The organism is Streptomyces sp. NPDC054975, assembly GCF_053609105.1.
This window is the reverse complement of the sequence record NZ_JBSGWV010000064.1, coordinates 22531-34993: the sequence shown is the minus strand read 5'-3', so window position 1 is coordinate 34993 and position 12463 is coordinate 22531. Positions and strand designations below refer to the sequence as shown.

Below are 12463 nucleotides of genomic sequence, written 5' to 3'. Positions count from 1 at the left end.
GCCGGCAGCGACGCCGCGGTGACGCTGACGAGCGCCGCGAACCGGGCGTTGAGGACGGCGCCGAGGACGGCGACGCCCAGGCCGTTGCCGAACTCGGCGAGGGTGCCGTTGATTCCGGCGCCCACGCCCGCCTTCTCCGGCGGGATGGCGCTCATGATCGCGTTGGCCATGGCCGGGGAGGCGACCGCGATGCCCGCGCCCATCAGGACCAGGCCGAGCAGCATGCCCCAGTAGCTGCCGTCCGTACCGCCGCCGAGCACGGCGATCGACAGCAGACCGCCGGAGACCAGGGTCATGCCGAGCAGCACCGCCGGCGGCGTACCGATCTTCATCACCAGGCGCGGGCCGAGACCGGTCAGGTTGAGGCCGACGATCGTCAGGGCGAGCGGAGCCATCCGCAGACCGGCTTCCAGCGGCTCGTACCCGAGGACGAACTGCAGGTGCTGGGTGAGGAGGAAGAGCGAGCCGCCCATGCCGAAGACGACGAGCAGCGAACCGCCGATGGCGCCGATGAACTTCTGGTTCCGGAAGAAGTGCATGTCGAGCATCGGGTACGGGATGCGCAGCTCCCACAGTGCGAAGGCGCCGAGGACGACGACACCGATGGCGGCCGGGACCAGCACCTCGGCGGAGGTCCAGCCGTGCTCGGGGCCGGTGATGATCGCGTACACGACCGCGACCATGCCGATGGTGGAGAGCAGCGCGCCGAGCAGGTCGGGGCGGTCGCCCTGCGGGTTCTTGGACTCCGGTACGAGCTTGAGGACGGCGACGAGCCCGATGAGGGCGACCGGGATGTTGATGAGGAAGATCATTCCCCACCAGTAGTGGTTGAGGATCACGCCACCGATCAGCGGTCCGGCGGCGAAGCCGAGCGAGCTGACGGTGGACCAGAGGGCGATGGCCTTGACCCGCTCGGTGTCGTCGAAGATCTGCATGACGACGGCGAGCGTGGTGGTCATGAGCAGCGCGCCGCCGACGCCCATGCCGGCCCGGGCGGCGATCAGCTGGCCGGTGGAGTCGGCGAGTCCGGCGGCGAGCGAGCCGAGGCCGAAGAGCGCGAGGCCGACGGCGAGGAGCTTCTTGCGGCCGTAGCGGTCGGCGGCGTTCCCGGCGGTGAGCAGCAGGCCGGACTGGACGAGCGAGTAGGCGTTGATCATCCACTGGATGTCGCTGGTGGAGGCGTTGAGCTCCGAGGTCAGCGAGGGGATGGCGACGCTGAGGACGGTGTTGTCGAGCAGCACGGTGAGCTGGGCCAGGCAGATGACGCCGAGGATCAGCCAGCGCTGCGGGTGGCCGCCGGTGGCGGCGGGGGGTGAGGACTCGGTGGTCGTCGCCGTCATGGACAGCACTCCTTGTACGGTGTACGGGACTTCAGCTCGTACACCGTACAAGGACTCTCGTACGCTGTATAGCGATTACTGCTTCGGGGCCGTCAGGTCGTAGAGGGTGGCGCCGTCGACGGCGACCTCCTCGAAGGTGGACGAGACCCAGGCGGAGATCTCCGAGCCGCCGCCCATTCCGCCTCCGCCTCCGCCTGCCTCTCCGCCTCCGCCGACGAAGTAGTGGATCTCGCCCTGGGCGACGTACTGCTTGAACTGGGCGAGGGTCGGGGAGGGGTCGCTGCCGTTGAAGCCGCCGATGGCCATCACCGGCTTCTCCGTGGCGAGCTGGTAGCCGGCGGCGTTCTGCGCGCCGATGGCCGCCGCGACCCAGGTGTAGTCGTCGGCGTCTGCGAGCAGGGCGGCCTTGGCCTGGGAGCCGACGGTGGCTCCGTCGAGGAGACCACCCATACCGCCACCGCCACCACGTCCGCCAACACGCTCCATGCCCTGGGGAGGGGTGCCTCCAGGGAACTGCCCCGGGCCCTGGCCCTGTGGCTGGCTCTGGCCCTGACCCGGGGCCCGACCCTGACCCGGGGCCTGGCCCTGCGGCTGCCCCTGGCCCTGCGGCGAGGCGCTGCCACCCCTCCGCATGCCGCCGTCGTCCCCGCCGGGCGGACGGAGGACCGGTCCACCGCCCATCCCGCGACCGCCCGCCGCCGACGGCCCCGCCGTCACGATGGACCCCTGGTGGCCGGTGCTCAGCGTCTCCAGGGTGTACGCGAACGGCCCCGCGAGCCCCGCCGCCAGGCCGAGGCCCGCGATCCCGAGCCCGATCCGCCGGTCGAGCCGTCCGGCGACCAGCAGCCCGAGCGCGGCGACCGAACCCGCGACCAGGACCGTCCAGCGCAGCCACGGCAGCCAGTCGGGCGTCCGGCCGAGCAGGACGTACGCCCAGACCGCCGTCGCCGCGACCGTCACCGCGAGGGCCGCCGAGGCGAGGAACCGGCTCCGCTCCTCCCACAGGACACTCGCGCCCATGCCGACGAGAGCGGCGACGTACGGGGCCAGGGCCACCGTGTAGTACTCGTGGAAGATCCCGGCCATGAAGCTGAAGACGGCCAGCGTGATCAGCAGCGACCCGCCCCAGACCAGGAACGCGGAACGCGCCGTGTCGGTCCTGCGGGCCCGCCAGGTGATCACCAGACCGGCCACGAGCAGGATCAGCGCGGCGGGCAGCAGCCAGGAGACCTGGCCGCCGACGGCGTCGTTGAACATCCGCCCGATGCCGGTCTCACCCCACCGGCCACCGCTCCCGGCAGCACCACCACCCCCGCCGGCACCGCCGGGCCCGCCGGCACCGCCGGGCCCGCCGGCACCGCCGCCGCCCACGCTGCCGGTCTCGTTCCCGTTGATGCGGCCGAGGCCGTTGTAGCCGAAGGTCAGTTCCAGGAAGCTGTTGTTCTGCGAGCCTCCGACGTACGGACGGGAGCCCGACGGCCACAGCTCGACGACGGCCACCCACCAGCCGGCCGAGACGATCATCGCGAGCCCGCCGAGCGCCAGTTGTCCGAGCCTGCGGCCCAACCCGGCCGGTGCGCACACGGCATACACGAGCGCGAGCGGCGGCAGGATCAGGAACGCCTGGAGCGTCTTGGCGAGGAACGCGAGACCGAACGCGAGACCGGCCCACACCAGCCACTTCGTTCCGCTCTTCGCGTCCTCCAGGGCCCGCAGTACGCAGTACACGGCGACGGTCATCAGCAGCGCGAGCAACGCGTCCGGGTTGTTGAAGCGGAACATCAGCGCGGCGACGGGCGTGAGCGCGAGGACCATGCCCGCGATCAGCCCGGCACCGGCGCTGAACCGGCGCCGTACCGCCGCGTGGAGGACGGCGACGGTCACCACCCCCATCAGCACCTCGGGCAGCAGGATCTGCCAGGAGCCGAGCCCGAAGAGGCGCACGGACAGGGCCATCGGCCAGAGCGCGGCCGGCGGCTTGTCGACGGTGATGGCGTTGGCGGCGTCGAGCGAGCCGAAGAAGAAGGCCTTCCAGCTCTCGCTGCCGGCCTGGACGGCGGCGGAGTAGAAGGAGTTGGCGTAGCCGGAGGCGCTCAGGTTCCAGACGTAGAGCGCGGTGGTGACGGCGAGGAGGGCCAGGAAGGCGGGGCGTACCCAGGGCGCGTCCTCGGCCCGGCCGCGCCAGAGACGGGCGAGGCGGCCGGGCCTGCCGGATCGCGCGGCATGCGCCGAAGGTGCGGATGGCGGGTCGTACGTCGTACTCATCGGTCGTTCCTTGCGGGACTCGAAGCGTCGGAAGCAGGGGCAGCAGGGGCCGCCGTGCCGGCGGTGGAAGCCGGGCCGGCAGGGGAAGCCATGCCGGTGGTGGAAGCCGGGCCGGTGGTGGAAGCCGGGCCGGCGGTGGAAGCCGTACCGGCGGTGGCGTCCGGGAAGACCCAGAGCCGGAAGAGAAGAAAGCGCAGGACGGTCGCGGCGAGGTTGGCCACGATCAGGACGGCGAGTTCGGTCGAGTGCGCCGGATCGCCGGTGGCCGCGCCGAGCGCGGCGAGCGAACCGCTGGTCAGGGCAAGGCCGATGCCGAAGACGACGAGCCCTTGGGCCTGGTGGCGTACGGCCCGCTCCCGGCCCCGTATGCCGAAGGTGAGACGGCGGTTGGCGGCCGTGTTGGCGACGGCGGAGAGCAGGAGGGCGGCGGCGTTGGCGAGTTGGGGTCCCGCGCCGAGCCGGAAGGTTGTGTAGAGGGCCAGGTAGAGGAGGGTGGACAGCGCGCCGACGGCACAGAAGCCGACGAGCTGCCCGGCCAGTCCACCCGGTACCCCGGTCAGTTGGCGGTCGCGCGGATCGTCGCCGAAGGGGCGGGCGAGCCGGTCGAGCGGCAGCGAACCGGTGGCGAGCGCCCGGCCGACCCGCCAGACGCCCTTCAGGTCGTCGGTCGCGGTGCGCACGATGTGGACGGTGGAGTCGGGGTCGTCGACCCAGTCGACGGGCACCTCGTGGATGCGGAGCCCGGCGCGTTCGGCGAGGACGAGCATCTCGGTGTCGAAGAACCAGCCGGTGTCCTCGACCATCGGCAGCAGGCGCTCGGCGACCTCTCCCCGTATGGCCTTGAACCCGCACTGGGCGTCGGAGAACCGCGCGGCGAGCGAGCCGCGCAGGATCAGGTTGTAGGCGCGCGAGATGAACTCCCGCTTCGGCCCGCGCACGACCCGCGAGGAGCGGGCGAGCCGGGAGCCGATCGCGAGGTCGGAGTGGCCGGAGATGAGCGGCGCGACGAGGGGGAGGAGCGCGTTGAGGTCGGTGGACAGGTCCACGTCCATGTAGGCGAGGACGGGCGCGTCCGAGTGCGACCAGACCGTACGGAGCGCCCGGCCGCGCCCCTTCTGCTCCAGCCGTACGGACCGCACCTCCGGGAGCTTCTCCGCCAGGGCTGCGGCGACCTCGGGGGTGCGGTCGGTGGAGGCGTTGTCGGCGATCGTGACGCGGAAGCCGTACGGGAAGGTGCGGGTGAGGTGGTCGTGGAGCCGCAGGACGCACGGCTCCAGGTCCTTCTCCTCGTTGTGGACGGGGATCACCACATCGAGGACGGGCCGCGCGACCGCCTCGCCGGGCAGCGGCTCCCGGGCGGGGAGGTGCTCCCGGGCGGGGAGTGTGCCCGCGATCGTTTGGATTCGCATGCCCCAGACACTCGCCAGGGCGGCTGTCATGGCTGTGTGATGCGCCTGTGGCGAGGCTGTGAGTCGGGGCGGGGAGGCGCTCAGTCGCTCTCGCGGGGCAGCCGTACGACGAAGACGGTCCGCCCCGGCCGGCTGTGGACCTCGACGTCACCGCCGTGCGCCGCCGTCACCGCGCGGACGATGGCGAGCCCGAGCCCGGTGCTGCTCGCCCCGCCCGCACCACCCGTACTGCCCGCACCACCCGTGCCGCCCGTACCGCCCATGTGGCGGGTACGGGAGGCGTCGCCGCGCGCGAACCGTTCGAAGACGGAGGGCAGCAGCTCGGCCGGAATTCCGGGGCCGTCGTCCTCGATCTCGACGAGGGCCCAGTCGCCCTCGGCGCGTACGCGGGCGGTGACGGTGGTGCCGGGTGGGGTGTGCGTGCGGGCGTTGCCGAGGAGGTTGAGGAGGACTTGGTGAAGGCGAGGCCCGTCGCCGCGTACGGTCACCGCGGACGGCGCGCCCCTATGGCCCTCCCCGTCCCCACCCCCGCCACGGCCACTGCCGAGTTCGAGCAGCCACTTATGGTCCTGACCGGCCGCGCGGGCGTCGGAGAGGGCGTCCACGAGCAGAGGCACGAGATCAGTGCTCTCGTACGAGAGCGGGCGTCCGGCATCCAGTCGGGCGAGCAGCAGCAGGTCCTCCACGAGCCCCGTCATCCGGGTCGCCTCGGACTCGATCCGCCCGAGCGCGTGCCGGGTGTCGGGCCCGCACTCCTCGCGGCCGCGCCGCGTCAGCTCGGCGTAGCCGCGGATCGAGGCCAGGGGCGTACGCAGCTCATGGCTGGCATCGGCGACGAACTGCCGTACCCGCGTCTCGCTCTGCTGGCGCGCGTGGAGCGCGGAGTGGACATGGTCGAGCATCCGGTTGATGGCCGCGCCGACCTGCCCGAGTTCGGTGCGCGGATCGGACTCGGGAACGCGGTGGTGGAGGGCCGGTTCGCCGCTGTGGAGGGGGAGTTCGGAGACCTGCGTGGCCGTCGCGGCGACCCGGCGCAGCGGCCGGAGCGCGATCCCGACCAGCGCTCCCCCGGCGAGCGAGGCGGCGACGAGACCCGCGCCCGTGACGCTCACCGTGACGAGGATCAGGGCGGAGAGGGCGCCCTGGAGCTGGTCGAGCGGCAGCCCGACGAGGACGGCGCCGTTGCTCCCGGAGACGTACACCACCCGGTAGTCGCCCAGCTCCGGCAGCTCGACGGTGTGCGGCCGGCCGTCACGCGGGGCGGTGGCGAGCGCCGCGCTCTGCGCCGCGTCGAGCGGGTTGCTGGTCGCCTTCCGCCCGTACCCCGCCTGCTCGACCTCCGCGGAACGGTCGGCCTTCTCCAGCGCCCCGTCGTCCCCGACGACGGCGCCGACCGTGCCGAGCGGCGCGCCGGGCCCGAGGACGAAGGCGAGCGGGTCACCGTCGCCCGGATCACCTGGCTCCCCGGCGGCGCGCATCGACGGCGGCGGGCCCTGGGCGCGCCGGCAGACGTCCCGCAGCTGGTCGTCGGCCTGGTCGTACAGGTAGGACCGGAACGCGATCGTCGTCACCGTCCCGATGACGGCGGCGACGACCGCGATGAGCGTGACGGCGGAGACGACGAGCCGGGTCCGGAGCGACCAGGACCGGGGCGGCCGGAACATCTGCGGTACTACTCCCCCGGCTTGATGAGATACCCGGCCCCGCGCCTGGTATGGATCATGGGCGCGCGTCCGGCGTCGATCTTGCGGCGGAGGTAGGAGATGTACAGCTCGACGACGTTGGCCTGACCGCCGAAGTCGTACGACCACACCCGGTCGAGGATCTGCGCCTTGCTGAGCACGCGGCGCGGGTTGCGCATCAGGTAGCGGAGCAGCTCGAACTCGGTCGCGGTGAGGTGGATGGACTCGCCGCCGCGCGTGACCTCGTGGCTGTCCTCGTCGAGGGTCAGATCCCCGACGGCGAGCACCGACTCGCTGCGCGCCTGGGCGGCGCCGGACCGCCGGATCAGACCGCGCAGCCGCGCCACGACCTCCTCCAGGCTGAACGGCTTGGTGACGTAGTCGTCGCCGCCGGCCGTGAGCCCGGCGATCCGGTCCTCGACGGCGTCCTTGGCGGTCAGGAAGAGCACCGGCACCTCGGGCAGCTCGCGCCGGAGCCGGCCGAGGAGGGAGAGCCCGTCCATGTCGGGGAGCATCACGTCGAGGATCACGGCGTCGGGCCGGAACGCCCGGGCCACGCGCAGGGCCCCGGCGCCGTCGCCCACGCTGTCGACCTGCCAGCCCTCGTAGCGCAGGGCCATGGAGAGCAGCTCGGCGAGCGAGGCCTCGTCGTCCACGACGAGGACGCGGACGGCGGAACCGTCGGGCCGGAGCATGTCGGTACGCCCCTGGGGCTTGGTCGCGGTCATGAGACCAAACTCAGGGGCCGTACTGAAATCCCCCTTGGCGTTGCCTGTGAATTCCCTGAGAAACCGACGCCGGTCAGGGGACCGGGCGATCAGGGGGCCGGGGACTGGCCCGCGGCCGCGGAATGACCCGCGGCCGCGCCCGCGTCCGGGCCCGGAGGAGTCACGGGAAACAGCGCTGCCCCGTTCTCGTACAGGACGCGCCGCATCCAGTCGTCGCCGAGGCCGAGGCGTTCGAGGGCGTGGAGCTGATGGACGTACGGGTAGGGGATGTTGGGGAAGTCGGACCCGAGGAGCACGCGGTCGCCCAGGGCGCGGAGCCGGGGGAGCTCGGCGACGGGGAAGGGCGCGAGACGTTCGCTGAAGTCGGTGAAGGCCATGGTGGTGTCCAGGTGGACGCCGTCGTACCGCTCGGCGAGGTCGAGGAAGTCGGCGTACTCCGGCATCCCCATGTGGGCGACGACCAGCCGCAGCCGGGGGTGCCGTGCGAGGAGCTGCCCGACGGGCCCGGGACCGGTGAACTTGCCGGGGACGGGCCCGGAGCCGCAGTGGACGACGACGGGCACGCGGGCGTCGGCGAGCAGTCCCCAACTCTCGTCAAGAGAAGCCTCGTTGGGGTCGAACCCGCCGACCTGGAGGTGCACCTTGAAGACACGGGCGCCGGAGTCGACCGCCCGGCGGACGTAAGTGGTCGCGCCGGGCTCGGGGTAGAGGGTGGCGGTGTGGAGGCAGTCGGGCGTACGGGCGGCGAAGTCGGCGGCCCAGCTGTTGAGCCACTCGGCCATGCCGGCCTTGTGCGGATAGAGCATCGAGGTGAAGGCGAGGACCCCGAACTCCCGCAGGAGCGCGACCCGGCGGTCCTCCTCCTCGCGGTAGGTGATGGGCCACTCCATGCCGGTCAGCGGCCCGACGGCGTCGAAGTAGGCCCAGACCTTGTCAAGGACGTTCTGGGGCATGAAGTGGGTGTGGACGTCGACGAACCCGGGAATCCCGAGCCGCACGGCGACCTCCCGCGGCGCCTCGGCCGCGCGCAGGGCACCGGCGCTGGTCGGCTCCTCGGCCGCGCGCGGGGCACCGGCGCTGCTCGATGCCTCACCCCTGCTCGCCTCCTCAGCCACGCTCAAACCCGTAACTCCGCTCGACCTTGCCGATGTGGACGCTGTAGCTCTCGTACCAGTGCTCCCGGCCGTGGCGCTTGGCGGCCTGGTGCTCGGCGTTGTCCCGCCAGGCGTCGAGGGAGGCGAGGTCGCGGAAGTACGCGACGGTGATGCCGATGCCGCCGGGGGTGCGGGCGGACTCGTGACCGAGGAAGCCGGGGAGGTCGCTGACGATCTCCTGCATCCGGTTGCCGGTCTCGGCGTATCCCTCGGGTGCGTCGGGACGGATCGAGGTGAAGACAGCGGTGTAGTAGGGCGGTTCGAGACCCGCCACCAAGCTCGGTGTCTGCGTCATGTGGATCACCCTCCGACGGCTGGGGTGGGCATGTAAACAAGGGCCGCCGGAAGGGATCCAAGTCTTTACTCCGGGAACAGCCCGTCCTGGACGTCGCGGTTCGCCCTCTTCACGTCCCGCACGGGAACGGTGACGGACGCCGCCGCCGTCCCACCCTCGACCGCGACCAGCCGCCACCCCCGCACGACACGGGTGTCCAGGGCGAGGCATCGACCCTCGGCGTCGAGGAGGTGCAGGTCGGGCCCGGCGGCGGCCAGGAGGCGCCCGGCGACGACGCCGTCGTCGACGAGCTCGGTGACGGTGCCGGCGAGCGGGGGCAGCCCGTCGAGCCCGAACGCCTCGCCGTGGTCGTACGCGCGGAACTCCAGCCGTTCCAGGGTCTCGGTCCACCCGGCGAGCGCGGTGGCCCGCCCGTAGAGCTCCTCGATCTCACGGCGGCGCGCGTCGGGGGCGGGCAGGGCGTGCCGGACGGCGCGTTTACGGTCGTACGGGATGCGGTCGGGCACCTTGAGGGCGTGCCGCAGCAGCTCCTCGGTCCGCCGGGCGGCCATGAGCGGCCCGCGCCCGAGCCAGCCGAAGGCGACGGCCCCCTGCTCCAGGAGGCGCGCGTCGCCGCGCTCCTCGGCGGTGATCCCGACCTTGGTCATGCCGGGCCCGAACCACGCGAGGTACACGCGGTACGGCCGGGGGTCGTCGGCGAGGGTGTCGGCGGCGACGGAGTGGGCCCGGTCGAGCCGCGCGCACTCGGGGCACTGCCCGCCGGTGGCGCGGGCGGGGACGGTCGCGGCGAGCGGGCAGGGGTTTCCTCGGGCACCCGGACAGAGGCGCGGCCCGACGGCCCGGAAGGCGACCTGCTGCCCGTACGCGAGCACGGACACCCGACCACCGTCCCACCGCAGAGCGGGCACACCCCCGCTCCACCGCATCCCGGCACACCGCCACACCACGCGCCCGCTCCGCCCTACTCTCGTCGGATGCCCAGTCTCCTCTACGTCCGCTTCCAGTCTCCGACGCGGAGTTCCAGGGGCCACTTCCCCGGCGTCTTCGCCCTGGCGAACGGGCTGGCGCGGGAGGGCAGGCTGTCGGCGTCGGAGTACGCGGTGTGGCGGGCGTCGAACGACTGGTACGACACGCACGTCACCAACCCGACGACGGTCGATCCGACGGTCTACGACCCGACGCTGAACCCGGGCGCGGCGGCCTGGTTCCGCTCCACAGCGACCGGCCTGCTGACGCGGGTCCTGCCGTACCTGGACATCCTGGCGGCACACGGGGTCCCCTGCGTACGCCTGGAGTCCGCGACGCCGGGAAGGATCATCTACGAGGACGCGGCGCAGGTGGTGGCGGCCCCCGTCTACGGCAGCAGGTAGATCCGGGCCCCGTCGGCGGCGACGTCGCTCTCGCGGACGCACCCGCGCTCGACGAGGAGCCCGACGCAGTCCCGTACGCGCTCGACGGGGAGCCCGGTGCGCCGGGCGATCTCCTCCAGCCGGTACCGGGCGCCGCCGCGGACGAGGGCGGGGGCGAGGTAGGCGGCGACGGCGTGGACGTCGCCGGTGACGGGGAGGTGGTCGGCCTGCCAGGAGTCGAGGAGCTCCTGGGCCGAGAGGGCGCGGGGGGTTCGCTGGAGGGGGACGGTGAATCCCTCCAGAAACCGGCTGGCGGCCTTCGTCTCGCTCCGTACGACGATGTCGACGATCTCGGGCGGCAGGACGTACCCCCAGTGGACGGGCGAGGGTTCGAGGCCGTAGGAACCGTCGCGCTGCACGGTGGCGACGACCTCGCAGACCCAGGCCTTGAAGGGCGCGCACGCGGGTTTGGTGCCGGCGGTGACGAGCTGGACGAGCCCCTGGAGGTCGAGCATCTTCATCGACTTCCGCAGCCCGCTCCCGGCGAGCACCCGCGCGACCTCACCCCCACAGACCCCCCGGACCAGCTCCTCGAGCCCCCGCTGCCGCGCCGCCTCCACATGATCGAGCACGGCCTGCCGCGTATTGACGTACCCCAACTGCCGAGCGGCCTCACCGGCGGGAAACCAGTGCGTCCCATTGGGCATCGTCAGCCGCCGCAACCGCGCCCCGGTCGCCGCGAAGACGAAGTCGTCGACGTCGATCGCATCCCTCTGCTCGTCCATCGAGCACCACCTCCACGAGGGAAGCTAGGCCGACGGCATATGCAACTGTCATGAAACATCAGGACGTTCACCCAAAAGAAGAAGCCGCACCAAGCCTTCCCTGGAGGAGCGGGCACCCGTCTGTCTGCCGCCTACAGGTCAAGCCGTCATTCGAGCGTGGCGATGGCGAGACCGGCAAGCGCGACGACGGGCGAGCCGAGAAAGACCACCACCCTGCGCTTGACTGCCGCAGGCCGACGCAACGCAAGAGGCCCGGACTCTCGTCCGGGCCTCTTGTCTGTGTGCACTCGGCAGGATTCGAACCTGCAACCTTCTGATCCGTAGCTCTAGCGGGATCGGTCAGGCATAACCATTCCGGCCGCCATGGGGCCCGTGAGGGACGCTACCGGCTGGGGGGGGGGTTGCGGGGGTTGCGGTACCGAGCTGCTGTACTGCAACCGGGCCGGAAACCTGTCCCTCCAGCTCCCTTATTGATCGCGAGTAGCCGCACCTTCTGACACTTCTGTTGCACGCCGGGCGGTCACCAGGTAGCCGCAAAGTGAACGCCTGCGCCTCGGATCAGATTTACTTCCAGATCTGCCAGTCACTACCATTGCACTTATTGGTATAGACGTTGCCCTGCGAATCACCGTCGAGGCACAGGCCGGTCTGCCGGTTGACGATCTGCATGCCGTCGCCCGTCCAGTTCTCGTACCACTGCTGGTAGTAATTCGCCGGACTGTCACAGGGCTCGATGTAGACCTTGCCGACGCCACTCGAGTCGGCGTACCAGCTGGCCAGACAGCGGCCAGAGAAGAACGTGTTCCTGGTGGTGATCTTCCAGGCGCCATCCGGGTTCTGGACATTACTCTGCGAGTCGTCCCATCTGATGCTGACCCCCTTTGGAACGTCGACGCATTTCACCCAGGCTGCGGCGCTGGTGTCGACGCTGGTGTCGTTCCAGACTCGGAGGCAACCGCCAGTGTGCGCATTGCGCCACAGGATATTTTCGGATGCCGATGCGGGCGTAGAGACGGCTGCAAGAATCGCCGGAACCGCCGCCAACACCACGGCAGCGCGAATTTTCGACGCCTTATTCACAATTTCCCCCATTCGCTCAAAAGCTGAAGCCAGGGGAAAGAGGTGAAATGGTCAGATTCCCCAGACGTGCATGAACTCTAGGCGAGAAAGATCGATAACCGCAAACTAGTTGATCAAGACTTGAGCCGGAATAACATACTCCGCTCCTCCGCCACGTCCACGGCGTTCGCCGACCCCAGCGGGTGCAGTCGGGGCACGGCGACGCTGAGCATCAACGTGCCGGAACCGAACGACCGCAACTCCACTGCGGACCGACGAAGGAGGCCCAAGGGCAACCGCGGGAGTGCATGGCCGCGCACGCATGGCACTGGCAGCACGTCGGGCTGGCTGCTCTAGGTGCGGGACAAGGCGTACGAGCTGGCCACGAGCAACGAGT

Annotated in this window: 11 protein-coding genes; 1 reads left to right on the top strand and 10 read right to left on the bottom strand. The window is 71.3% G+C overall.

The window, feature by feature from the left end; genetic code table 11:
• The 8 genes from ACWF79_RS31830 to ACWF79_RS31795 all read right to left on the bottom strand — a co-directional run.
• Nucleotides 1-1340 (bottom strand): MFS transporter (locus ACWF79_RS31830; RefSeq protein ID WP_453731650.1); only part of this gene is annotated, 1340 nt, incomplete at its 3' end.
• Nucleotides 1341-1415: 75 nt separating this feature from the next.
• Entirely contained in the window at nt 1416-3605 is a 2190-nt protein-coding gene (locus ACWF79_RS31825; protein ID WP_453731649.1) for an ArnT family glycosyltransferase, read from the bottom strand.
• The gene (locus tag ACWF79_RS31820) at nt 3602-5014 is read right to left on the bottom strand and encodes a glycosyltransferase (protein WP_453731648.1); all 1413 of its coding nucleotides are present in this window, start codon (nt 5012-5014) and stop codon (nt 3602-3604) included. The genes ACWF79_RS31825 and ACWF79_RS31820 overlap by 4 nt, the downstream gene beginning before the upstream one ends.
• Nucleotides 5015-5094: 80 nt before the next feature.
• Nucleotides 5095-6678: a sensor histidine kinase gene (locus ACWF79_RS31815; protein WP_453731647.1), complete on the bottom strand. Its 1584-nt coding sequence runs from the start codon at nt 6676-6678 to the stop codon at nt 5095-5097.
• Between the two features lie 8 nt (nt 6679-6686).
• Nucleotides 6687-7424, bottom strand: a complete 738-nt coding sequence (locus ACWF79_RS31810) for a response regulator transcription factor (protein ID WP_453731646.1) — start codon at nt 7422-7424, stop codon at nt 6687-6689.
• An 89-nt stretch (nt 7425-7513) separates the two neighbouring features.
• Complete coding sequence (locus tag ACWF79_RS31805) at nt 7514-8455, bottom strand: amidohydrolase family protein (protein ID WP_453731651.1); 942 nt, start codon at nt 8453-8455, stop codon at nt 7514-7516.
• A gap of 76 nt (nt 8456-8531) precedes the next feature.
• Nucleotides 8532-8873: an antibiotic biosynthesis monooxygenase family protein gene (locus ACWF79_RS31800; protein WP_453731645.1), complete on the bottom strand. Its 342-nt coding sequence runs from the start codon at nt 8871-8873 to the stop codon at nt 8532-8534.
• 65 nt (nt 8874-8938) lie between these two features.
• Nucleotides 8939-9799 (bottom strand): DUF2797 domain-containing protein, encoded by an 861-nt coding sequence (locus tag ACWF79_RS31795; protein WP_453731644.1) that lies wholly within the window; start codon nt 9797-9799, stop codon nt 8939-8941.
• A 48-nt stretch (nt 9800-9847) separates the two neighbouring features.
• On the opposite strand from ACWF79_RS31795, the gene ACWF79_RS31790 reads away from it, so the two are divergent.
• Nucleotides 9848-10243: a hypothetical protein gene (locus ACWF79_RS31790; RefSeq protein ID WP_453731643.1), complete on the top strand. Its 396-nt coding sequence runs from the start codon at nt 9848-9850 to the stop codon at nt 10241-10243.
• Here the strand turns inward: ACWF79_RS31790 and ACWF79_RS31785 are convergent.
• Both ACWF79_RS31785 and ACWF79_RS31780 read right to left on the bottom strand, forming a co-directional pair.
• A complete protein-coding gene (locus ACWF79_RS31785) occupies nt 10228-11007 on the bottom strand; it encodes a BRO-N domain-containing protein (protein WP_453731642.1) in 780 nt (259 codons plus the stop codon). The genes ACWF79_RS31790 and ACWF79_RS31785 overlap by 16 nt on opposite strands.
• A 564-nt stretch (nt 11008-11571) precedes the next feature.
• Nucleotides 11572-12099 (bottom strand): RICIN domain-containing protein, encoded by a 528-nt coding sequence (locus ACWF79_RS31780; protein ID WP_453731641.1) that lies wholly within the window; start codon nt 12097-12099, stop codon nt 11572-11574.
• Nucleotides 12100-12463: the final 364 nt, after the last annotated feature.